19 protein-coding genes and 1 tRNA gene are annotated in these 21,817 nt (G+C 69.2%); 11 read left to right on the top strand and 9 right to left on the bottom strand.

Translation table 11 applies throughout. The features are described 5' to 3' along the window. Positions 1–19: 19 nt before the first annotated feature. The gene (locus LXM50_RS08040; protein WP_233310797.1) at positions 20–577 is read left to right on the top strand and encodes a peptidylprolyl isomerase; all 558 of its coding nucleotides are present in this window, start codon (positions 20–22) and stop codon (positions 575–577) included. 28 nt (positions 578–605) lie between these two features. Then, a complete protein-coding gene (locus LXM50_RS08035; RefSeq protein ID WP_233310796.1) occupies positions 606–1,496 on the top strand; it encodes a rhomboid family intramembrane serine protease in 891 nt (296 codons plus the stop codon). A gap of 251 nt (positions 1,497–1,747) precedes the next feature. Here LXM50_RS08035 and LXM50_RS08030 read toward each other — a convergent pair whose 3' ends face one another. Beyond that, on the bottom strand, positions 1,748–1,987 hold the full coding sequence (locus LXM50_RS08030) for a cell division protein CrgA (RefSeq protein WP_233310795.1): 240 nt from the start codon (positions 1,985–1,987) through the stop codon (positions 1,748–1,750). A gap of 78 nt (positions 1,988–2,065) precedes the next feature. Between LXM50_RS08030 and LXM50_RS08025 the strand changes: the two genes are divergently transcribed. Continuing rightward, entirely contained in the window at positions 2,066–2,866 is an 801-nt protein-coding gene (locus tag LXM50_RS08025; protein ID WP_233310794.1) for a class E sortase, read from the top strand. Further along, positions 2,866–3,039: a hypothetical protein gene (locus LXM50_RS08020; protein ID WP_233310793.1), complete on the top strand. Its 174-nt coding sequence runs from the start codon at positions 2,866–2,868 to the stop codon at positions 3,037–3,039. The genes LXM50_RS08025 and LXM50_RS08020 overlap by 1 nt, the downstream gene beginning before the upstream one ends. 115 nt (positions 3,040–3,154) lie before the next feature. Here the strand turns inward: LXM50_RS08020 and pknB are convergent, their stop codons facing one another. The 7 genes from pknB to LXM50_RS07985 form a co-directional block, all read right to left on the bottom strand. After that, entirely contained in the window at positions 3,155–4,855 is a 1,701-nt protein-coding gene (pknB, locus tag LXM50_RS08015; RefSeq protein WP_267920726.1) for a Stk1 family PASTA domain-containing Ser/Thr kinase, read from the bottom strand. 64 nt (positions 4,856–4,919) lie between these two features. After that, entirely contained in the window at positions 4,920–6,656 is a 1,737-nt protein-coding gene (locus LXM50_RS08010) for a protein kinase (protein ID WP_233310792.1), read from the bottom strand. Continuing rightward, positions 6,653–8,116, bottom strand: coding sequence for a penicillin-binding protein 2 (locus LXM50_RS08005; RefSeq protein WP_233310791.1), 1,464 nt, complete (start codon positions 8,114–8,116; stop codon positions 6,653–6,655). The genes LXM50_RS08010 and LXM50_RS08005 overlap by 4 nt, the downstream gene beginning before the upstream one ends. Next, the gene (locus LXM50_RS08000) at positions 8,113–9,501 is read right to left on the bottom strand and encodes an FtsW/RodA/SpoVE family cell cycle protein (RefSeq protein WP_233310790.1); all 1,389 of its coding nucleotides are present in this window, start codon (positions 9,499–9,501) and stop codon (positions 8,113–8,115) included. Before LXM50_RS08000 ends, LXM50_RS08005 begins: the two co-directional genes overlap by 4 nt. Then, positions 9,498–10,748 carry a PP2C family serine/threonine-protein phosphatase gene (locus LXM50_RS07995; RefSeq protein ID WP_233310789.1) on the bottom strand — a complete coding sequence of 417 codons (1,251 nt, stop codon included), beginning with the start codon at positions 10,746–10,748 and terminating at the stop codon, positions 9,498–9,500. The genes LXM50_RS08000 and LXM50_RS07995 overlap by 4 nt, the downstream gene beginning before the upstream one ends. 9 nt (positions 10,749–10,757) lie before the next feature. Continuing rightward, entirely contained in the window at positions 10,758–11,273 is a 516-nt protein-coding gene (locus tag LXM50_RS07990; protein ID WP_233310788.1) for an FHA domain-containing protein, read from the bottom strand. Between the two features lie 43 nt (positions 11,274–11,316). After that, positions 11,317–12,045, bottom strand: a complete 729-nt coding sequence (locus tag LXM50_RS07985) for a DUF3662 and FHA domain-containing protein (RefSeq protein WP_233311043.1) — start codon at positions 12,043–12,045, stop codon at positions 11,317–11,319. 306 nt (positions 12,046–12,351) lie between these two features. Here LXM50_RS07985 and LXM50_RS07980 point away from each other — a divergent pair. Both LXM50_RS07980 and LXM50_RS07975 read left to right on the top strand, forming a co-directional pair. Then, positions 12,352–12,435 (top strand) — tRNA-Leu (locus LXM50_RS07980). A gap of 230 nt (positions 12,436–12,665) precedes the next feature. After that, a complete protein-coding gene (locus tag LXM50_RS07975) occupies positions 12,666–14,453 on the top strand; it encodes a lipase family protein (protein WP_233310787.1) in 1,788 nt (595 codons plus the stop codon). Positions 14,454–14,486: 33 nt separating this feature from the next. Here the strand turns inward: LXM50_RS07975 and LXM50_RS07970 are convergent, their stop codons facing one another. Further along, positions 14,487–15,272 (bottom strand): DNA/RNA non-specific endonuclease, encoded by a 786-nt coding sequence (locus tag LXM50_RS07970; protein ID WP_233310786.1) that lies wholly within the window; start codon positions 15,270–15,272, stop codon positions 14,487–14,489. Between the two features lie 199 nt (positions 15,273–15,471). Here LXM50_RS07970 and LXM50_RS07965 point away from each other — a divergent pair, with 199 nt between their 5' ends. The 5 genes from LXM50_RS07965 (at position 15,472) to LXM50_RS07945 (ending at position 21,767) form a co-directional block, all read left to right on the top strand. Then, entirely contained in the window at positions 15,472–17,577 is a 2,106-nt protein-coding gene (locus LXM50_RS07965; protein WP_233310785.1) for an MDR family MFS transporter, read from the top strand. 54 nt (positions 17,578–17,631) lie between these two features. Beyond that, positions 17,632–18,249, top strand: a complete 618-nt coding sequence (locus LXM50_RS07960) for a TetR/AcrR family transcriptional regulator (protein WP_233310784.1) — start codon at positions 17,632–17,634, stop codon at positions 18,247–18,249. 167 nt (positions 18,250–18,416) lie between these two features. Further along, positions 18,417–20,492 (top strand): MDR family MFS transporter, encoded by a 2,076-nt coding sequence (locus LXM50_RS07955; protein ID WP_233310783.1) that lies wholly within the window; start codon positions 18,417–18,419, stop codon positions 20,490–20,492. Positions 20,493–20,553: 61 nt separating this feature from the next. After that, a complete protein-coding gene (locus LXM50_RS07950) occupies positions 20,554–21,186 on the top strand; it encodes a TetR/AcrR family transcriptional regulator (RefSeq protein ID WP_233310782.1) in 633 nt (210 codons plus the stop codon). Beyond that, positions 21,183–21,767 carry a GNAT family N-acetyltransferase gene (locus LXM50_RS07945; RefSeq protein ID WP_233310781.1) on the top strand — a complete coding sequence of 195 codons (585 nt, stop codon included), beginning with the start codon at positions 21,183–21,185 and terminating at the stop codon, positions 21,765–21,767. Before LXM50_RS07950 ends, LXM50_RS07945 begins: the two co-directional genes overlap by 4 nt. Positions 21,768–21,817: the final 50 nt, after the last annotated feature.

Here is a 21,817-nt window from a genome sequence, read left to right as displayed (position 1 = left end):
CCGATGCGAGAATGGACCCATGCCTCACGCCACTCACGTCGCCACGCTGCACACCAACCACGGAGACATCGTCGTCAACCTCTACGGTGACCACGCTCCCCGCACGGTGAAGAACTTCGTCGAGCTCTCCGACGGCACCGGATCCTGGACGCACCCGGCCACCGGCAAGCCCGGCGAGGGCCCGCTGTACAAGGACGTCATCTTCCACCGCATCATCCCGAACTTCATGATCCAGGGCGGTGACCCGCTCGGGCAGGGCGTCGGCGGACCCGGCTACAACTTCAACGACGAGATCCACGGCGAGCTGAACTTCAACGAGCCCTACATCCTGGCCATGGCCAACGCCGGCCTGCGCCGCAACGCCATCACCGGCCAGGTCGAGGGCACCAACGGATCGCAGTTCTTCATCACGACCGACCCGACCCCGTGGCTGCAGGGCAAGCACACGATCTTCGGCGAGGTCGCCGACGACGCGTCCAAGGCCGTCGTGGACGAGATCGCCGCGGTGCGCACCGGTGCGGGCGACCGTCCGGTCGAGGACGTGGTGCTCCAGTCCGTCGACATCGTCGCGAACTGACCCCGCGAGCGGACTCCGGAGCGCACGGATGACGACTTCGGAGTTCCACGCGAATCCCGACAACTTCTGCTACCGGCATCCCGGACGGCAGAGCTTCGTGCTCTGCCAGCGGTGCATGCGGACGATCTGCCCCGAGTGCCAGACGCAGGCCCCCGTCGGCGTGATCTGCCCGGAGTGCATGCAGGAGCAGCGTCGCAGCCAGACCCCGGCCCAGCGCCGCGCCAACCGGCGCTGGGGCGCGCGGTCGATGACCGCCGTCGGCGGGCGTCCGATCGTCACGTACTGGATCCTCGCCATCACCTCGGCGGTGAGTCTGCTGCAGTTGCTTCCCGGGATCGGCGGACCGATCACCGGGGCGCTGCAGTTCGCAGGCGCCTACCTCTATCCGTCGCTGTCGGGACTGCCGTTCGAGCCGTGGCGCATGCTGACCGCGCTGCTCGTGCACGGTGGCTTCATCCACCTCGGCCTGAACATGCTGGCGCTGTGGATGGTCGGGCAGCAGCTCGAGCCGCTGCTGGGTCGTGCGAAGTTCCTCACGCTGTATCTTGTGAGCGGCCTCGGCGGATCCGTCGCCATGGCCCTGATCGCTCCGGCCCAGCCCACCGTCGGAGCGTCGGGAGCGATCTTCGGGCTGTTCGTCGCCCTGATCGTGATCGGCCGACACCTCGGCGGCAACATCATCGGCGCGCTGGTCGTGCTCGCGATCAACTTCGTGTACGGATTCATCGTGCCGGGGATCGCGTGGCAGGCGCATGTGGGCGGTGCCGTCGTCGGGGCGCTGGTGGCGCTCGTCTACGTCCGGGCGAGCGGGCGCCGCAACGCGAAGTTCTGGTGGATCGGTCTTGTCTCCGCGCTCGTCCTCGTGCTGCTCGCCGTGGTCGCCATCGTCCCTCCCCTGCTCATCACCGCCGGCCGCTGAGCGTCCGACGGGAACGGCCCTCGCCTTCGGGCGGGGGCCGTTCGTCGTCTTCCGACGGTGTGAATAACACGCGTGTAATTCTCCCCACATGGGGATAGATCTGTGGATAACTTCGGGGAAGGGGTGTGCATATCCATCCCCAGAATGTGGATAACCCGCCGGATCCGTGGACAACCCTGCGGGATTCCCGCTCCGGAATGCAGAAACGCCCCCGCGTGAGCGAGGGCGTCTCGAAGAAGAGGGCGTTGGTGTCAGCGCCAGCGCGTCGTCATCAGGAAGCCGATCAGGGCGATGCCGAGGCCGATCAGCAGGTTCCAGGACTGCAGGCCCGGGATCGGGTACTGCATCCCGGTGATGTAGAAGACCAGGATCCAGGCCAGGCCCAGCAGCATGAAGCCGACCATGACCGGCTTGAACCACACGGCGTTGGGTGCGGCTTCGCCGTCGACCTTCGGGGTGGCGGCTTCTTCGGGCTTGCGGGATCGTGCCATGGCCACAGTCTACCCAACGTGCCGCGTCGCACATCAGGGCGTGGGCTCGAGGAAAGCTCACCTCGGTAGGATCGCGGGATGACCGACGCCTCGCGAGCCGCCGCACGTCGTGCCGGCCGGAGCGGACGGCCCCGCCGCCGCGCCACGGTGACGAGCGTGCTCGGCGAACTGCTGCTCACCGCCGGTGTCGTGGTGCTGCTGTACGTGGCGTGGCAGATGTGGATCGGCGACGTCATCATGAGTGCCGCCGCGAACGACAAGGGGCAGTCGATCAGTGCGCAGTGGGCGAAGGACCCGGCCCCGGCCCTGCCGCCCGTGATCGACGACGGGAGCGGTGTCGGCGATGCGACCCCTCGGTATGAGCCGCCCGTGATGACCGCGCCGAAGGACGGGGTGCCCTGGGGCGCCCTGATGCGCGTGCCGCGCTGGGGTGCCGACTACGCCGTCACGATCGCCGGCGGAGTGACCCGGCCCGACACCCTCGACCACGGCTGGATCGGGGTCTACCCGGGGTCGGGCATGCCGGGACAGGTCGGCAACTTCTCGATGGCGGCGCATCGCACCACCTGGGGCAAGCCCTTCAACCAGCTCGACCGGCTGCGCCTGAACGACGCCATCGTGATCGAGACGGAGCAGGGCTGGTACACGTATCGGTTCCGCACGCTCGAGTACGTGACGCCGGACAGTGTCGACGTGCTGAATCCCGTTCCCCAGGAGCTGGATCCGGCCGCGGCGGGAGCCGTCGGCGGCCGGTACATCACGCTCACGGCGTGCTCGCCGCTGTACTCGCTCGCCGAGCGGATCGTCGCGTACGGGGTGTTCGAGAGCTTCCAGCCGCGGGCCCTGGGCGCCCCGGCCTCGTTGAAGGCGGTGAGCTGATGTACGGCGCTCTGTGGCGCATACTCCCTGGCGCGTGGTGGGTGCGGCTGATCATCGTGCTGGCGCTGCTGGCCGCGGTGCTGTACGCCCTGATGTTCTGGGTCTTCCCCTGGGTGAGCCCGCTGATCTCGCCTGGAGACGTCAGTATCGAGCCCGCGCCGACGCCGACCTGAGCGGATCCGGGAGGGCGCCGCGGGTCATTGACCGTTCGAGGAGCAATGTTTGTCCTGCTCCGGGCCTGAAGGGGACGAACATCGCTCCCCGAACGTCAACGGGGACCGGATCCGATCACTTGCCGGTGCAGTAGCTCAGGTCGATCGTCGACAGCACGGGCACGTCTCCGGGGGGCGCCGACATCGAGGCGACCGTCTTGGGATCCGTGGCCTTGCAGTTCGGGTTCGCCACCGGGTTCGCCGTCAGCCCCTCCTCCTGCAGCGTCTGCGTCGCCGAGTCCAGCGTCCAGCCCGTGAGGTTGTTCAACGTCACCACGCCGCTCGCCACGACGAGGTCGATGACGGTGCCGGGAGCCACCTTGGTGTCGGCCTGCACGCTCGACGACAGGACGATGTCGTGCTGGGTGCGAGGGTCGTTCTCCTGCCTGATGGAGCCGAGCTGCAGTCCCGCCTTGGTGAGAGCGTCCTTGGCCGCGGTGGCGCTGAGGCCCACCAGCTGCGGGACGGCGACGTCGGCCGCGCCGCTGGAGACGTACACGGTGACGGACTGGCCCTTGTCCATGTGGGTGCCCGCCTGGGGCTCGGTGCTGACGACCTTGCCCTTCTCGACGGTCGCATCCGACTGGTCGATGCGGATCGCGCGCAGGTCGTTCTTCGACAGCAGCGCCACGGCCGACTCGTAGGTCTGCCCGGTGACGCTGGGCACCGTGCGGGTGGCGCTCGGCACGTCGGCGGTGGGCTTGATCGCGAGCACCCAGATCAGCACCGAGGCCAGCAGCACGACCAGCAGTGCGACACCGGCCCAGATCCATGCCACCGGAGGACCCGACTGCGTGCGCGTCATGGTCGTGTCGGTGGAGAGCTGCCGGAGCGTGCGCGCGGTCTCCTGCGCGTGCCGCGGGCTCGGACCGTACAGTTCGCTGGTGAGCGAGGTCAGCTGCTTCTTCGTGGGCACCGTGCCGGTCACGGCATCGTCCAGCGCGGTGCGGAACGAGACGGCGTCGGGGAAGCGCTGGAAGGGATCCTTCGCCATCGCGCGCAGCACGACCGGATCCAGGGCGCGGATGCGCTCGAGCTCGGCGGCGGAGTGCTCCTCGTCGTGCACCTCGCTCGGCGGCAGCGGCGTCTCGCTGACGTGCTGGTAGGCGACGGCCACCGGGGATTCGCCGCGGAACGGCTGCCGCCCGGTGAGCATCTCGTACAGCACGATGCCGGCGGAGTACAGGTCCGTGCGGGCGTCGACCTGCTCGCCCTTGGCCTGCTCCGGCGAGAAGTACGCGGCGGTGCCGATGATCTGCGTGGTCTCGGCGACGGTGGATGACGAGTCCGACACGGCGCGGGCGATGCCGAAGTCCATCACCTTGACCGTGCCGTCGGGGGTGACCTTCACGTTGCCCGGCTTGATGTCGCGGTGCACGACGCCGGCGCGGTGGGAGTACTCCAGGGCCTCGAGGATCCCGTCGGCGTAGCGCACGGCGTCGGCGGTCGACACCGGTCCGCGCGCGATGATGTCCTTCAGCAGGTCGCCCGGCACGAGCTCCATCACGATGAACGGCACCGGCTCGGCGGGCGTGCCGCCGGCTTCGGGCGTGGCGTCCTCACCGGCGTCGAACACGCGCACGATCGACGGGTGCGACATGCGCGATGCGGCCTGAGCCTCCATCCGGAAGCGCGTGCGGAACGCCGCGTCACGAGCGAGATCGCGGTCGAGGATCTTGATCGCGACCTCGCGACCCAGAGTCAGGTCGTAACCCCGGTGCACATGGGCCATGCCACCACGGCCGATGAGGTCATCGACGCGGTACCGACCCGCCATCACACGCGTGATCGTCGCCACAGAGGACCCCCCTCGTTCTCTCGTTCGTACTGCTCGGCCGGCGTCAGGGCGTCGGTGCCGGAGTGACCGGGCCGGTGCCCGGCAGGATCGGATCCGCCATCTGCGGCGACGGACCGCTCTCGCGCTTGCTGTCCCCGCACAGCGCGATGTACGTGGCGGTGACCTGAGCCCCGGGCTGGTTCGCGATCGAGACCTCCGCGTTCAGCGTGCCGGCGTCGAACGTCTTCTGGGATCCGTCGCCGACGAAGGTCGCGTTGGTGAGGGTCACCACGTAGCCCGACACGTTGCCCGTACCGCTCGGGCACACGAAGCCGGCCCAGCTCAGCTGCACGGTCTGACCCGCGATCGCCGGGCCGCCGAGCTTCGGAGCGGAGTCGGGAGCGCCGATCGGAGCGAGGTCGCCGTACACGGTGAGCTTGACCGAGGTGCCCTTCTTGACGTTGCCGCCGCTGGGGTCGGTGCTGTAGACCGTGCCGACCTTGTCCTGCGCCGGGGCGCTGTCGCCCGTCGAGTAGGACCCGTCGAGGCCGGCGTTCTTGAGGATCTGCACGGCCTCGTCGCCGGTCTTGCCGATGAGTCCGAGCGTGCTGAGCGCGACGGTGTCAGACGTCGGCGTCGGTGCGGGCGTCGTCTTCGTCGGTGTGACGACCGGAGCCGACGACGACGTCGACGGGCCGGGCACGGGGGCCTTCTGGTTCGACAGCAACGCCCAGACGGTGCCGCCGAGCACGATGATCAGCAGCGCGATGAGGGCGATCAGCGGCCAGGTCCACGGGCTGCGCTTCTTCTTCTCCGGTGCCTCATCGGCCTCGGTCGGGATCTGCGCCGTGGTCGGCATGATCGTGGTCGCGCCCTGGGTCGCACCCATGAGCTGCGTCATGGCGTCGTCGGAGCTCGCGACCGCCCCGGCGCCCACGACGCCGGCGATGACGGCGGGTACCGCGATGGCCGCGGAGTTCAGGTCGCCGCGGCGCAGCGCCTGCGCGGCGCGCGCGACGGTGGCGGCGGAGCTCGGCCGGTCGGCCGGCTTCTTCGCGATCATCGCCATGACCAGGTTCTGCACCGGCTGCGGCACCGTGGCGGGCAGCGGCGGCGGGGCGTCGTTGATCTGCGCCATCGCGATCGCGACCTGCGACTCGCCCGTGAACGGGCGCTTCCCGGCCAGGCATTCGTACGCGACGATGCCGAGCGAGTAGATGTCGGTGGCCGGTGACGCGGCGTGCCCGGACGCCTGCTCGGGCGAGAGGTACTGCACGGTGCCCATGACCTGACCGGTGGCCGTGAGAGGCACCTGGTCGGCGATGCGGGCGATGCCGAAGTCGGTGATCTTGACCCGGCCGTCCGGCGTGATCAGCAGGTTGCCGGGCTTGATGTCGCGGTGCACGAGACCCGCGGCGTGCGCGGCCTGCAGGGCGGAGGCGGTCTGCGCGACGATGTCGAGGGTCTTGTCGGCGCTGAGGGTGCCCTCGCGCTCGATGATGGTCGAGAGGGCCTCGCCGGGAACGAGCTCCATGACGAGGTACGCGGAGCCGTTCTCCTCGCCGTAGTCGAAGACGCTCGCGATGCCCTCGTGGTTCACCAGGGCCGCGTGGCGGGCCTCGGCGCGGAAGCGCTCGAGGAAGCCAGGATCCCCCATGTACTCGTCCTTGAGGATCTTGATCGCGACGGTCCGGCCGATGACGTGGTCGGTCGCCTCCCACACCTCGCCCATGCCGCCGATGGCGATCCGAGACTGCAGCTCGTAGCGACCGCCGAAATGCACACCCTGCGTCGGCCTCATTTCTTCAGCACCGCCTCCATGACCTTCTTGGCAATCGGTGATGCGATTGCATCACCGGATCCGGATTGTCCCTGCCCACCGCCGTCTTCGACGACGACCGCAACGGCGATCTCCGGGTTCGAAGCGGGCGCGAAGCCGGTGAACCACAGCGTGTAGGGGTCCGTGTCACCGTTCTCCGCTGTGCCCGTCTTACCGGCCACGTCGACTCCGTCTATTCTTGCACCCTGCGCCGCGCCGCTTGAGACCGACGCCTGCATGGCCGCCGTGATCGCCGCGGCCTGCTCGCGGGTCATCGCCTGCTGGAACTGCGTGTTCTCGTACTGCTTCTGCACCGACAGATCATCGCCGACGACCTGGTCGACCATGCGCGGGTTCATCACGACGCCGTCGTTCGCGATGCCGGCCGAGACCATGGCCATCTGCAGCGGCGTCGCGCGCACGTCGCCCTGCCCGAAGCCGGTCAGACCCGTCTTGTCGGGCGAGAGGCTCTTCGGGTAGGTCGATGCGGTCGACTGCAGCGGCAGCGAGAACTGCTGGCCGAAGCCGAACTTCTCGGCGGAGGCGCGGATCGCCTTGTCGCCGAGCTGCACGGCCAGCTCCGCCATGGGGATGTTGCAGCTGTACTGGATCGCGTCGGCGAGGCTCACGGTCTGGCCGTCGCCACCCGGGCACGTGCCGCCCCACGCGTTGTGCACCGCGGTGCTGGTGCCCGGCAGGGTGAAGGCGGCCGGGTTCGGGAACGTCGACTGCATCGTGTACTTGCCGGAGTCGAGCGCGGCGGCGGCGACGACGAGCTTGAACGTGGATCCGGGCGGGTTCATGTTCCCGCCGATGGCACGGTTGGACAGCGGCTTGTTCGGGTCGGCGACGAGGCCGTCATAGGTCGCGTTCGCGGCCTTCGAGTCGTGCACGGCGAGTCCGTTCGTGTCGAAACCCGGGGTGGACACCATGGCGAGGATCCGGCCCGTCTTCGGCTCGATCGCGACCACGGCTCCCTGATACCCCTGCAGCGCGTCGTAGGCGGCCTTCTGCGCTGCGGGATCGAGCGAGAGCACCACGTTGGCGCCCTTCTGCGGCTGACCAGAGATGATGCGCTGGATCGAGGACAGGAACTGCGAGCCGCCCGTGCCGCTGAGCTCGCTGTTCATCGCCTTCTCGATGCCCGTCGCGCTGCCCAGGGCGGGGTTGTAGTAGCCGGTGACCGCGGACCACATCTGCGGATCGGTGTAGACGCGCTGGAACGAGTACATGTCGTTCGACGGCGTCGATGTGGCGATCGGGGCGCCCCCGGCGATGATCGACCCGCGCTGGATCTCGTAGCTGTCCAGCTTCGTGCGCCGGTTCGCGTCGTTCTGCGAGAGGGCGTCGGCTTGCACGACCTGGATCCAGCTCACGGAACCGAACAGGGCGAGGAACATGACCAGCACGAGGATGCTGATCCGACGGAGCTCCTTGGTCATCCGATCACCACCCTGGGCTGTCGGCGCACGCCGTCGGAGATCCGCAGCAGCAGGCCCACGATCAGCCAGTTGGCGATCAGGGAGGATCCGCCCGCGGCGAGGAACGGCGTGGTGAGGCCGGTGAGGGGGATCACGCGGGTGACGCCGCCGACCATGATGAACACCTGCAGTCCGATCGTGAACGAGACGCCGACGGCGAGGAGCTTGCCGAAGTCGTCCTGGCCGGCGACGCCGATGCGCAGTCCACGGCTGACGAACACCATGTACAGGCACAGCAGCGCGAACAGGCCGATGAGGCCGATCTCCTCGCCGAGGCTGGTGATGATGAAGTCGCTCTCCGCGACGGGGGTGATCTGGGGGCGTCCCTGGCCGAGTCCGGTGCCGAGCAGCCCGCCGTGCGCGAGGCCGAAGATGCCCTGCGTCAGCTGGTAGCTCTGGTTCTCCATGAGGTCGGGGTCGAACGCGTTGATCCACGTGTTGAAGCGGTTCTGCACGTAGGTGAGGAACTGCGCGACGACGGCGACGCCGATCACGACGCCCACCACGCCGATGAGGACCCAGCTGGTCTTGCCCGTCGCGACGTAGAGCATCACGATGAACATGCCGAAGATGAGCACACCCGTGCCGAGGTCGTGCTGGGCGACGATGATGGCGAGCGAGATGAGCCACACGACGATCACCGGACCGAGTTCGCGCATGCGCGGCCAGGTGATGCCCGCGAACCGCTTGCCCACGGACGAGAGGCTCTCCCGGGTGCGCACGAGGTACCCGGCGAAGAAGATCGCGAGGAAGATCTTCGAGAGCTCGCCCGGCTGGAACCCGAGCCCGCCGATCGAGATCCACACGTCCGCGTTCGCCTCGGCCTTCAGGCCGGGGATGAAGGGCAGGACCAGCAGCACGATGCCGGTCAGGCCCGAGAGGTACGTGTACTTGTACAGCACGCGGTAGTTGCGCAGCAGGCTCACCAGCAGGATCGCGCCGACCACCGAGATCGCCATCCACATGAGCTGCTTGTTCGAGGACGCGTTCCAGCCGGTGTCGTGGTTCGCGATGTCGATGCGGTAGATCTCGGCGATGCCGACACCGGTGAGCAGCGTCGCGATCGGAAGCACGAACGGATCCGCATCGCTCGCGACGAAGCGCAGCGTGATGTGCAGCGCGAACACGAGCACGGCGAGACCCCCGCCGATCAGCAGGATCATCGGGTCGATGCGGCCGAGCGCGCCCAGCTGCACGAGCGTGAGCGCCGCGCCCGCGACGATCACGGCGAACAGCAGCAGCCAGAACTCGCGGTTGCGCTGCGTCTGCGGACCGCGGATGCGGCGCAGGGCGCGGAGCACGGCCGTGTCGGCCGCGACGTCGTGAGCGGGCGCGGTGGCGGTCATGGCGTCTTCCCCGTCCCCGCGGCGGCACGGAGGCTGTCGACGGTCGTCTGCGCGGCGGCCAGGGTGCTGGCGCTGGTGGTCTCCTTGACGGCCGACTGATAGAACGCGGGCAGGTCGGAGACCTTGATCCCGGTGTCCTCGTAGACGTGCGAGAGCGAGATGGGCCCGAGATCCTGCTGGATGCCCTGGTAGATCACGACGGTGCCCGTATCGGCGCCGACACCGACGAAGTAGCGCGTCTGGGTCCAGGCGTAGGCGCCGAACAGCGCGGCCGTCATGAGCGCGATCACGACGATGAGGCCGGTGATCCAGCCGATCCGCCGGCGCACCGCACGGCGGTGGTCCTCTTCGATGAGCTCCTCGAGGTAGTCGGCCGCGGGCTCGAAGTGCGTGGGCTCGTTCGCCGCCTGGCGCACCGGGTGCAGCCAGCTGGGGCGCGCGGGGCGGGCCGCGGGCACGACGATGCCCTGCGGATTCGCCGCCGCGCCGACGACCGTGGCGGATCCGGAGAGCACAGGGTGCTGCCCGCCGACATCGACGATCACGATCGTGACGTTGTCGGGGGCGCCCCCGTCGAGGGCGTACCTCAGGAGGCCGTCCGCGGTGCGCCCCGGCGCCATGCCGAGTCGCAGTGCCTTCTGCATGTGCGCCTCGTCGACCACGCCGCTCAGGCCGTCGGAGCACAGCAGCCAGCGGTCGCCGGGCTGGGTCGGCATGACGAACATGTCGAGCTCGGGATCCGCGTCCATGTCGCTGAGCACGCGCATCAGCACCGAGCGGCGCGGGTGGTACCGCGCCTCCTCCGGGGTGATGCGTCCGGAGTCGACCAGACGCTGCACGAACGTGTGGTCGGTGGTGATCTGGGTGAGCGTCTCGTCGCGGTAGAGGTAGATGCGCGAGTCGCCGATGTGGCCGATGACCGCGTAGTCGTCGACCATGATGATCGCATCGAGCGTGGTGCCGAGGCCGGCGAGCTCCGGACGGTCCTTGACGGCGCGGATCATGTCGCCCGCGGCCGTCGTCGCGGCCGCCTGCAGCGAGGCCTCCGCATCCATGGTCGAGGGGTACGCGTGATCGAGGTTCTGCAGCCGATGGATCGCGATGCTGCTCGCGACATCGCCGCCCGCGTGGCCGCCCATGCCGTCGGCGACGACGAACAGGTTGGCCCCGGCGTAGCCGGAGTCCTGGTTGTTGGAGCGGACCTTCCCGGTGTGGGAGATCGCGGCGCTCGAGCCCTCGAAGACCATGGTCGCCGGTTACGCCCGCAGCTCGAACGTGGTGGCGCCCACCTTGATGGGTGCGCCGATCGATACGGGCACCGGGGCGCCGACGCGCTCGCCGTTCAGGAAGGTGCCGTTGGTGGAATCGAGGTCCTGCAGCATCCATGCCTCGCCCCACAGCAGCAGGCGCGCGTGGTGGCTGGACGTGTAGTCGTCGCGGATCACCAGACCGGACTCGCTGGAGCGGCCGATCGACATCGGCTCGGATCCGAGCGGCACCTCGAGGCCCGCCTTCGGACCCGAGGTGATCACGAGCTTCGTGACGGTGGACGTGGTGGCGGGGCCGCCCGGCTTGCCCTTCGGCGCGGCCGCGGGCTTCGCGGGCGCCGGCTTCGCCGCGGGAGCGCTCGCCGCTGCGGCCTGAGCCTGCGGCAGCTTGCGCACGCGCACGCCGAAGAGATCCGCGCGCAGCGAATAGACGACCGCGAACACGAAGAACCACATCAGCACGAGGAAGCCGATGCGCAGCAGGAGGAGCGTCAGTTCACTCATGCCGAAAGCTCCTCACTGATCCCTGAGGTTTGTCGGAAGGCACTCACGGGGTGACCCCGAACGCGCGGGTCGTGTCGTCGCCGCGGCCGCCGCGGGCAGGAGCAGCGACGGGCACGACCTGGAACGTCAGGTCCGTGCGGCCGATCGTGATGACCATGCCGCTCTCGAGCTGCGCCTCGCGCACGCGCTGGCCATTGAGCTTGGTGCCGTTGGTCGAGCCCAGATCGCGGAGCATGGCGTGGTCGCCGTCCCACAGGACCTCGGCGTGCTTGCGGCTGGAACCGGCGTCGGAGATGGTGATGTCGGCGTCGCTGCCGCGCCCGATGACGGTGCGGGCCTTCGTGAGCGGGTACCGGGATCCGCCGGTCGAGATCTCGGCCTGCCAGGTGACCCGTCCGCCGGTCGAGGTCGAGGCGGACTCCACGCGCACGGTGCCGGTGGCGAGCTTGTCGTCCGCCTCGAGCGCGATGTTCACGGGGCCGGAGAAGCTGTAGCCCTGCGAGCGGGCGTGCTCCTTGACCAGGACGTGCAGCTCGTCGGTGAGAGCGGATCCGAGGCCGTGCATGGCGGTCGCATCCTCGCCGCTCAGATGCACGAGGAACGTGCTCGGCACGATGATGCGGTCGCGACTGACGACGGCGGCCTTCGTGTCCATCTCACGGCGCAGGGCCGAAGCGATCTCCACGGGCTGGATGCCGCTGCGGAAGGTCTTCGCGAACGCGCTGTTCACTGCGCGCTCGAGACCCTTCTCAAAGCTGTCTAGTAGTCCCACTGGGCTCCCATGGCTCACCGATCGGTACGGCCATCGTAGCCACACGGCCTGAATGAACCCCCGGACGGCGCGATACGCAGGAAACCCTGAAGTGCTCGGGGATGCGGCGGGCCGACGCGGCGGCACGGATCCGCGGGGCTCGGATCCGCGAGACTGCAACTCCGTGACGAGACTGCTTGACTATCGCGCTGTCTCGCGACGCAGATGCAGTCTCGCGGATGGGGCGGCCTGCAGGTGCGGCGCCGTGGTTCGAACCGGGTCCCGGGGCGTGATATTCTCGGGAGGTTGGTTCGTGAGGACCGACATGCGCGAGTGGCGGAATAGGTAGACGCGCTGGCTTCAGGTGCCAGTGCCTGCAAGGGCGTGGGGGTTCAAGTCCCCCCTCGCGCACAGAAGGAAAGGTCCCGGATCCGAGAGGATCCGGGACCTTTCTCGTTGCTGCGGCCACGCGGCCGGCGGCACCGGTCACAGGAGCTTCACAGGCGACCCGTGCGCGGCTACCCTGGCGTCAGCCGCGGACCGCGGTGCGAGCCGAAGGAGACGCCGTGGTTCCGAGCGAGTCCGCAACGGCGCCCGAACCGCACGAGGGGTGCACGGGATCGTTCCGTCGCCTGTCCGCGATGATCGCGCGACAGAGCACGCCCATCCGCATCGTGCTGGGTCTCGCGCTCGCCGCGGTCGGCGTCGTCTTCCTCCTCGTGTCGATGACGGTGCAGACGATCGCATTGGTCACCGGGATCGGGATCGCGCTGGCGGGGTTCGCCGTGCTGCTCACGGCGGGCGACGCCGGCGAGCCCGGTGAGGGCGCTGGATCCGGGTCGCGTCCGGCGGCCGTGATCGTCTCGCGCGTGCTCGGCGTGCTGCTGGTGCTGCTCGGTCTGGGCATGGCGCTGTGGCCGGTCGCCGGTGCGCCGCTGCTGTCCACGCTGCTCACTGTCGCGCTGGTCGCCTTCGCCGTGGCGACCGCCGTGCGCGCCCTCCGACCCGGCGCGGATCAGCGCGTCACCGGGATCATCGCGGCCGTCGCGACGCTCGCGGTCGCGGCGATCACCGTGTTCTGGCCCGTGCTGACGCTGGTCGTGTTCCGCCTCGGAGTGGGCGCGTGGTTCGTCTTCATCGGGCTGCAGCTTCTCGTGCGGGCGCTGTGGCGACGGTCCTCCGGGCGCGCGGCCCCGGGCGGACGCCGCGGGGTGCGCTGGCTCCGCACGATCGGGGCGAGCGTCGCGCTCGTCCTGGCGGTCGCGCTCGCCGCGGGCAGCGGCGTGCTGCTCGGCGGCACTCCGCTGCCGGCGCCGGACGCCTTCTACACGCCGCCCGCCGATGTGCCGTCGAAGGCCGGCGCGCTGATCCGCTCCGAGCCGATGACCGTCGGAGTGCCCGCCGGGGCGAGGGCCTGGCGCATCCTCTACACGACCACGAATCCCGACGGATCCCCGGCGGTGAGCAGCGGCACGGTGCTCGCACCTGCGACCCCCGGGCCGGATCCGCTCCCGCTGCTCACCGTCTCGCACGGCACGGTCGGCGTGGTCCCCGGCTGTGCACCCTCGCTCAGCGCCGCGCCGTTCGCCGACGGTGCGGGTACGGCGATGGTCGACATGGTCGTGAAGCACGGCTGGGTCGCCGTGACGAGCGACTACATCGGCCTGGGCACCAAGGGCCCGCACCCCTACCTCGTGGGCGACGCGGAAGCGCGCAACGTGTGGGACGCCTCCAAGGCCATGCTCGGTTTCAGCGAGCTCAAGGTCTCGACCGACACCGTGATCTGGGGTCACTCGCAGGGCGGCCAGGGGTCGCTGTGGACCGGCCAGATCGCCGGGTCGTACGCGCCGGAGTTCACGGTCAAGGGCGTCGCCGCGTTCGCACCGGCATCCAACCTGTACGCGCTGGCCGAGGCCATCAAGTCGGAGACGGCGGGCAAGACGGTGTCGGCGTACATCGCGGCGACCTGGGACAAGGTGTTCCCCGCCCTCGACGTCGAGAAGAACCTCACCCCCGGATCCGCGGGTCCTGTGGAGCGCATCGGCGGGCTCTGCTTCAACGGCCGCGACGGGCTCGCGGCGATCCTGCGCGGCAGCCAGGTGCCGAACCAGATCTTCCCGAACGCTCTGCTCGACGGCCCGTTCGGGGACGAGCTCAAGAAGCAGGAGCCCACCGGGCCGTTCCCCGCCCCTCTGCTCGTCGCTCAGGGCCTCGCGGATCCGCTCGTCAAACCGGCGATCCAGCATGAGTGGGTGCAGGCGCGCTGCGACGCGGGGATCCCGATCGACTACCGCACCTACCCGGGACTCGGGCACGTGGAGCTGGTCGGGCCCGACTCGCCCCTCACGCCGCAGCTCGAGCAGTGGACCCTGGACCGCTGGGACGGCAAGGAGCCGACCCCGGACTGCGCCGACCTGCCCGCGGGCTGAGCACGCTCCCCGATCCGTCGGCCGGTCACGGACTCAGAGCACGATGTCGTCGTCGCTCTGCAGTGGGATCCACTCCTCCGCCCGTACGGTGCGCGGGGGCAGCACATCGGCCGCGACGAGCGGCCCGACGTCGACGCCGGCGAGGGCGGCGATGTCTGCGACGGGCACCTGGAAGGTGCGGAAGCCTCCGAGCGGTGCGACCGGGAGCAGCCCGTTGCCGGTGTCGACCAGTTCCGTCTGGTCGAGCACGAACCCTGCCGCCGCGAGCGAGCCGGACGAGACCCAGGCCGCGATCTTCCAGAACCGCAGCGGAATCAGGATGCCGCGGTACGGCGGGTCATCGTCGGCGAGCACGGGAGCGGTGAACACGGAGAGGCGCTGCTCGGTCGCCTCGGCGTAGGACATCACGTGGTCCTCGAGCCCGAGCCACAGTTCGGGACCTTGATTGAACCGGGCGGCCTGCGGCGCAGCGTTCGGGTAGACGAAGGTGGCCTCCATCGCCGTCCGCGCCTCGCCGGTCTCACCCCAGCCCGGATCGCGACGGCGCACCAGGTGGCCCCGATCGAGATCGTTGCGCGCGTAGACGGCCGGACCGGTCTGTTCGTCCTCGCCCACCCGAGGGTCGAGTCGCCACTCGCCCGTGCGCGGCAGATCGCGCATCGTGCGCCCGTCGATGTTCACCCCGGTCGCCGCGGCCAGCTTGCGGCCCGGATCCAGCAGCACCGTGAAGCGCGGATACGAGAGCTCGCGCACCTCCTGTGCAGGGCGCGGAAGGGGAACGGATGAAGAGAGGAACCCGGAGTCGTAGCCGTCGGCCATGCGTCCATCGTGACGGATGCCTCCGACAACACGGACGGCCCGGCGGCCCGGTTCCGAATCCGTGCGTGCAGGAAAGCTTGCAAGGGTGTAACATTGCAGGGTTGCAAGTTTTGCGCCGGCGTCGGCGCCCGCGTCGATCGACGAAGTCCGCGGGCAGGATCCGCACCGCTCCATCCCCCGTTCTCCTGGAAGGACCTCCATGGCAACCGCCACCGACACCGTCACAACGGTCGAGGCGCCCGCCCCGCTGGCTGCGAAGCCGATCATGACGCACAAGCAGATCATGCTCGTGATCTACGGCCTGATGAGCGGCATGTTCCTGTCGTCGCTCGCGCAGACCGTCTTCGGCACCGCGATCCGCACGATCGGTGACGACCTGCACGGCCTCGACCAGCAGGCCTGGGTCACCACGGCGTTCCTCATCACCTCGACCATCGCCGTGCCGATCTACGGCAAGCTCAGCGACATCTTCGGCCGCCGGCCTCTGTTCATCCTCGGCATCGTCATCTTCATCCTGGGATCCACGCTCTCCGCGTTCTCGACCTCGATGATGATGCTCGCCGCGTTCCGCGCGTTCCAGGGCATCGGCGCCGGTGCCCTCATGGCGCTCCCCCTCGCGATCATGGGAGACATCCTCGCCCCGCGTGAGCGTGCCAAGTACCAGGGCTACTTCTTCGCAGTCTTCGGCATCGCGACCGTGATCGGCCCGCTGGTCGGCGGTCTGTTCGCCGGCGCGAAGGAGATCCTCTGGATCGACGGCTGGCGCTGGACGTTCCTCATCAACATCCCGCTGGGCCTGTTCGCGCTGTTCATGGTGATCACGTTCCTGCACCTGCCGAAGGTGGGGAAGCACCACGGTCCGCGGATCGACTGGTGGGGTGCGACGGCCGTGATCGTGGCGCTCGTGCCGCTGCTCATCGTCGTCGAGCAGGGCCGGGCCTGGGGCTGGGACTCCGTCGCTTCCATCGCCTGCTACGTGATCGGCGGCATCGGGCTCGTCGCGTTCATCGTGATCGAGGCCCTCATGAAGGACGACGCGATCATCCCGCTGAAGCTGTTCCGCTCCGGCACCTTCTCGATGGCCACCGTGCTGGGCTTCCTCGTCGGCTTCGCGATGTTCGGCGCGATGATGACCATCCCGCTGTACATGCAGATCGTCGTGGGGATGAACCCGACCGAGTCCGGCCTGTCGATGCTGCCGCTGATCGTCGGTCTGATGATCGCCTCGCTCGCCTCGGGTCAGCTCACCGCGCGCACCGGCAAGTACCGCATCTTCCCGGTCCTCGGCACGCTGTTCACGGCGGTCGGCTTCTTCTCGCTCACGCTCATCCGGTACGAGACGCCGCTGTGGCAGATCTTCGTCGGCATGTTCGTGCTGGGTCTCGGACTCGGCCAGCTCATGCAGCCGCTGACGCTCGCCAGCCAGAACTCGGTCGACCCGCACGAGATGGGCGTCGCCTCGAGCGCCGCCACCTTCTTCCGCCAGATCGGCGGAACCCTGGGTACGGCCGTCATGCTCTCCGTGCTGTTCTCGATGCTCCCGGCCAACATCCTGCACGCCACCGAGGACAAGGCGAACCTGAGTGCCGCGCTGGACGCGGCTCTGGATCCGGCGACGTCGTCCAAGGCCGAGAACGCCGCGATCATGAAGCAGCAGTGGAGCGCGATCGTCGATCCGCTGACCGAGAACATCCAGGCGCAGCTCGACAAGGGCGTGGCCGAGGGCGACACGAAGGCGAAGGCCGCCGCGGGCGACGCCGTCACCAGCGCGGTGACCGCCGGCGTGAACCAGGCCGTCGCCGCGGGTCAGCTGCCCGCCGAGGCCGCGCCCGCCGTGATCGCGCAGAAGGTCGCCGAGGCGACCCCCGCCGCCGAGGCCGCCGCGCACCAGAAGGTGCTGACCGCGGTCGCCGAGAAGGCGCACGCCTCGGTGCAGGGCGACACGGTCGCGGTCGACTGGGCTGATCACGACCAGCGCACCTACTGGGTCGACCAGCTGGTGCCGACGCTGCAGGACGAGATCAAGAAGAAGGAGAACGACGCCTCCGGATCCGGTTCCGGCACCGCAGTGAACGACACCTCCTTCCTGACCGGTGCGGACGCGGCGCTCAGCAAGCCGTTCATGATCGGCTTCATCCAGGGGCTCGTGACGCTGTACTGGGTCGGGTTCGGCGTGATCCTGCTCGCGTTCGTGCTCACCTGGTTCTTCAAGGTGCCGCCGCTGCGCGCGCGTTCCGCCCTGCAGGAGCAGGCGGACAAGGCCGGCATGACCGAGACCGGGAGCATCAGGACCCACAAGGCCTGAGCAGAGCCTGACGAGCGCCGGGGCCCATCCGCCCCGGCGCTCGAGGAGAGCGAGATGACGAACATCGATGAGATGACCGCGGCGGATCCGCACGCGGAGAACTGCGGGCGCCGTGAGCGCAAGAAGCAGCAGACGCGCCTGGCGCTGCACGAGGCCGCGCTGCGGCTCGTGGATGAGAAGGGCCTCGACGGCACCACGGTCGAGCAGATCTGCGAGGCAGTAGACGTCTCGCCGCGCACCTTCTTCAACTACTTCCCTTCGAAGGCGGCCGCCGCCCTGGACCTGCCCGACTCCGGGATCTCCCCCGAGGGCGCCGAGGCGTTCCGAGCGGCCGAGGGCGAGCTGGTGCCGGCGCTGTGCGCACTCATCGGCGCCTCGATGGACGACGCCCAGCAGCGCAAGCGCATGAAGGCCCTGGTGATGCGGCGCCCCGAACTCATGCCGGCCTTCGCGCAGTGGATGGGCGGCGTGCGGGAGCAGTACTTCCACCTGGTCCGCGAGCGCGCGGATGACGCTGAGGCGATGGCCGCCGTCGCGCTCACCATGGCGGCGCTCAGCGTGATCGTGCACGACGGCACCGCCGGCGGCGAACGCCCCGGTGCCGCACGGCTGCTCGAGGCCGTGGAGCAGCTGGTGGCCGCCCGGGGCGCCCTGCTGCGCGACGCGGTCTGAGCCGGATCCCCGCAGATCCAGGAATCTCATAGCGAAACTGCGTTTGCGCAACCTTTCCCATCGTGTAATCTTGCAGGGCTGCAACATTCTTGCCGCCAACGTCGGCGCTCGAGGCGACGGGTGTCGACGACGAGCTCCGGCGTCCTCGATCCACCCGAAGGGACTCCATGTCCACCGCGACTGCAACCACAGGGGCGACGCGCACCGAGCGCAAGCACAACGCCCCGATCATGACGCACAGGCAGATCCTGCTCGTCATCTACGGCCTCATGGCCGGCATGTTCCTGTCGTCTCTCGATCAGACGATCGTCGGCACGGCGATCCGCACGATCGGCGACGACCTGCACGGCCTCGACCAGCAGGCCTGGGTCACCACGGCGTATCTGATCACGTCGACGATCTCGGTGCCGATCTACGGCAAGCTCAGCGACATCTTCGGCCGCCGGCCGCTGTTCATCTTCGGCATCTCGGTGTTCATCATCGGATCCGTGCTCTCGACGTTCTCGACGTCGATGCTGATGCTGGCCGGCTTCCGCGCCTTCCAGGGCATCGGCGCCGGTGCGCTGATGTCGCTGCCGCTCGCGATCATGGCCGACATCCTCGCCCCGCGTGAGCGTGCCAAGTACCAGGGCTACTTCTTCGCCGTGTTCGGCATCTCGTCGCTGATCGGCCCGCTCGTGGGCGGTCTGTTCGCCGGTGCGAACGAGATTCTCTGGATCTCCGGATGGCGCTGGGTGTTCCTCATCAACCTGCCGATCGGCCTCATCGCGCTCGCCATGGTGATCGCGTTCCTGCACCTCCCCAAGGTCGGGAAGCACACGAACCCGCGCATCGACTGGTGGGGTGCGACGGCCGTGATCGTGGCGCTGGTGCCGCTGCTGCTGGTGGCCGAGCAGGGCCGCGAGTGGGGCTGGTCGTCGTTCGCCGCGATCGCCTGCTACGTGATCGGCGGCCTCGGGGCGATCGCCTTCGTGCTGATCGAGATCGCGATGAAGGACGACGCGATCATCCCGATCCGGCTGTTCCACTCCAACACGTTCTCGATGGCGACCGTCATCGGCGTGCTCGTCGGCTTCGGCATGTTCGGCGCGATGATGACCATCCCGCTGTACATGCAGATCGTCGCCGGCCTGACGCCCACGGAGTCGGGCTTCGCCATGCTGCCGATGGTCGTGGGCCTCATGACGTCGTCGATGGCGGCCGGTCAGATCACGTCGCGTACGGGGAAGTACGGCATCTTCCCGCGTACGGGCACGCTGTGCACGGCGCTCGGCTTCCTGCTGCTCACGTTCGTCTCGTCCAGCACGCCCGTGTGGTTCATGATGATCGGCATGTTCGTGGTGGGCCTCGGCCTCGGCCAGCTCATGCAGTCGCTCACCATGGCGAGCCAGAACGCGGTCGCCGCCCCCGACATGGGCGTCGCCACGAGCGCCGCGACCTTCTTCCGCCAGATCGGCGGAACGCTGGGCACCGCGATCATGCTCTCGATCCTGTTCACGCTGCTGCCGCTGAACATCACGCACAGCATGGCGGACAAGCCGACGCTGACCGCCGCGCTGAACGCGGCCCTGGATCCTGCCGTGGCCGGCAAGGAGCAGAACAAGGCCGTGATGAAGCAGCTGTGGACGCCGATCACCGGTCCGCTCGAGCAGAACATCCAGGCGCAGCTCGACAAGGGCGCTGCCGCGGCGAAGACCGCGGCCGGCGAGGCCGTGACGCAGAAGGTCACCGACGGCGTGAACCAGGCCGTCGCCGCGGGTCAGCTCCCGGCGGCCGCGGCACAGACCGTGATCGACCAGAAGGTGGCGGAGGCGACACCGGCGGCCGAGGCCGCGGCTCTGCAGGCGGTCGCCGACAAGGCGCACGCGACGGTGCAGGACGGCAAGGTGGTCGTGGACTGGTCGAACAAGGATCAGCGCTCCTACTGGGTCGATCAGCTCGTGCCGAACATCGTCAAGGAGATCGACAAGGGCACGTCGAAGGCGTCGAGCGGATCCAGCAGCTCGGTGAGTGACACGTCGTTCCTGAACGGCGCGGACCCCGTGCTCACCAAGCCGTTCATGGTCGGCTTCACGCAGGCCATCGACATCATCTACTGGGTCGGGTTCGGGGTGCTCATGCTCGCGTTCGTGCTGAGCTGGTTCTTCAAGGCTCCGCCGCTGCGCACCCGCTCGGCGCTGCAGGAGCAGGCCGACGAGGCCGGCGTCAGCGAGACCGGCACCATCAGGACCCAGCAGGCCTGAGCGGACGGGCCGGAACGGGCGGATTCCCGTTCCGGCCCTCCCGTCGGGAAGGATGATGACCATGATCGAGACCGCCGACGGCCGGGGCGCCGCGAGCGAGCGCGCCGGTGAGGGCCGACGTGAGCGCAAGAAGCAGCAGACCCGTCAGGCTCTGCACGAGGCGGCCCTGCGCCTCGTCGAGGAGCAGGGCCTCGACGGCACCACGATCGAGCAGATCTGCGAGGCCGTCGACGTCTCGCCGCGCACCTTCTTCAACTACTTCCCGTCGAAGGCGGCTGCGGCGCTGAAGCTGCCCGAGTCCGGGGCCGCCGCCGACGTGGTGACGCGCTTCCTGCATGCTCGCGGCGAGCTCGTACCGGCGCTGTGCGAGGTCGTCGGCTCGTCGATGGACGAGGGCATGGACCGGCAGCGCATCAAGCAGCTGCTCATCCGCCGGCCCGAGCTGCTGCCCGCGTTCTCGCAGTGGATGGGATCCGTGCGCGAGCAGCTCATCGACCTCGCCGAGCGCCGGGCGGCCGATCATGACGAGGCCGTGCGCGCGGTGTCGCTCGTGCTCGCCGCGATGAACGTGCTGGTGCACACCCGGGCGACCCCGGACCGGCCGGGTGCCGAGCGCCTGCTGCAGGCCCTGGACGGGCTCGTCGACGTGCGCGCCGCCCGGATGTCGGATCCGGACCGTAGCCTGGAGGCATGACCCCCTCCGCTCTGGAACGGATCGCCCTCCCGCTGCGCACCGAGCGGCTGATCGTGCGCGCGAGCACGCCGGCCGACTCCGACGCCGTGTGGCGCTACCGCCGTCTCGACGAGGTCTCCCGCTGGCTGACCACGGCGCCCGCCGATGCCGAGGAGTTCCGTGCGCATTTCACGGATCCGGACCGGCTCGCGATCACCCTGCTCGTGGAGCTGCCCGGCACCGGCGTGATCGGCGACATCATGGTGCGCGTCGAGGACGCCTGGTCTCAGGCCGAAGTGCGCGCACAGGCCGCGGGTGTGCAGGCGGAGCTCGGCTGGGCCATGGATCCCGCGCAGCAGGGCCGCGGCTACGCGACCGAGGCGGTGCGCGCGGTGATGGCCGCGTGCTTCACCGCGCTCGGGCTGCGCCGGGTCAGCGCGGGCTGCTTCGCCGCGAACGAGGCCTCGTGGCGGATGATGGAGCGGCTCGGAATGCGGCGTGAGGAACACAGCCGTGGCACGGCCCTGCACCGCAGCGGCGAGTGGATGGATGGCATGAACTACGGGATTCTCGCCGAAGAATGGCGCTCCCTGACCGATTGAGAGCGTTTTCCGATCGGCACGCCCGTGCCACCTGGACAGGGTGCGCGCCC

Origin of the sequence: Microbacterium sp. Au-Mic1, assembly GCF_021341785.1 — a bacterium.
Taxonomy (GTDB): Bacteria; Actinomycetota; Actinomycetes; order Actinomycetales; family Microbacteriaceae; genus Microbacterium.
Note: the sequence above shows the minus strand (reverse complement) of the source record. Positions and strands in the feature narration are given on the sequence as shown.

Bases quoted from the DNA above. Each gene is read 5' to 3' on its own strand.
- LXM50_RS08010 (WP_233310792.1), bottom strand. From the start codon at position 6,656: ATGAGGCCGACGCAGGGTGTGCATTTCGGCGGTCGCTACGAGCTGCAG.
- LXM50_RS07955 (WP_233310783.1), top strand. From the start codon at position 18,417: ATGTCCACCGCGACTGCAACCACAGGGGCGACGCGCACCGAGCGCAAG.
- LXM50_RS08020 (WP_233310793.1), top strand. From the start codon at position 2,866: ATGTACGGCGCTCTGTGGCGCATACTCCCTGGCGCGTGGTGGGTGCGG.
- LXM50_RS08005 (WP_233310791.1), bottom strand. From the start codon at position 8,116: ATGACCAAGGAGCTCCGTCGGATCAGCATCCTCGTGCTGGTCATGTTC.
- LXM50_RS07990 (WP_233310788.1), bottom strand. From the start codon at position 11,273: ATGAGTGAACTGACGCTCCTCCTGCTGCGCATCGGCTTCCTCGTGCTG.
- LXM50_RS07945 (WP_233310781.1), top strand. From the start codon at position 21,183: ATGACCCCCTCCGCTCTGGAACGGATCGCCCTCCCGCTGCGCACCGAG.
- LXM50_RS07995 (WP_233310789.1), bottom strand. From the start codon at position 10,748: ATGGTCTTCGAGGGCTCGAGCGCCGCGATCTCCCACACCGGGAAGGTC.
- LXM50_RS08025 (WP_233310794.1), top strand. From the start codon at position 2,066: ATGACCGACGCCTCGCGAGCCGCCGCACGTCGTGCCGGCCGGAGCGGA.
- pknB (WP_267920726.1), bottom strand. From the start codon at position 4,855: ATGGCGGGTCGGTACCGCGTCGATGACCTCATCGGCCGTGGTGGCATG.
- LXM50_RS07950 (WP_233310782.1), top strand. From the start codon at position 20,554: ATGATCGAGACCGCCGACGGCCGGGGCGCCGCGAGCGAGCGCGCCGGT.
- LXM50_RS07970 (WP_233310786.1), bottom strand. From the start codon at position 15,272: ATGGCCGACGGCTACGACTCCGGGTTCCTCTCTTCATCCGTTCCCCTT.
- LXM50_RS07960 (WP_233310784.1), top strand. From the start codon at position 17,632: ATGACGAACATCGATGAGATGACCGCGGCGGATCCGCACGCGGAGAAC.
- LXM50_RS08040 (WP_233310797.1), top strand. From the start codon at position 20: ATGCCTCACGCCACTCACGTCGCCACGCTGCACACCAACCACGGAGAC.
- LXM50_RS07965 (WP_233310785.1), top strand. From the start codon at position 15,472: ATGGCAACCGCCACCGACACCGTCACAACGGTCGAGGCGCCCGCCCCG.
- LXM50_RS07975 (WP_233310787.1), top strand. From the start codon at position 12,666: ATGATCGCGCGACAGAGCACGCCCATCCGCATCGTGCTGGGTCTCGCG.
- LXM50_RS08000 (WP_233310790.1), bottom strand. From the start codon at position 9,501: ATGACCGCCACCGCGCCCGCTCACGACGTCGCGGCCGACACGGCCGTG.
- LXM50_RS08035 (WP_233310796.1), top strand. From the start codon at position 606: ATGACGACTTCGGAGTTCCACGCGAATCCCGACAACTTCTGCTACCGG.
- LXM50_RS08030 (WP_233310795.1), bottom strand. From the start codon at position 1,987: ATGGCACGATCCCGCAAGCCCGAAGAAGCCGCCACCCCGAAGGTCGAC.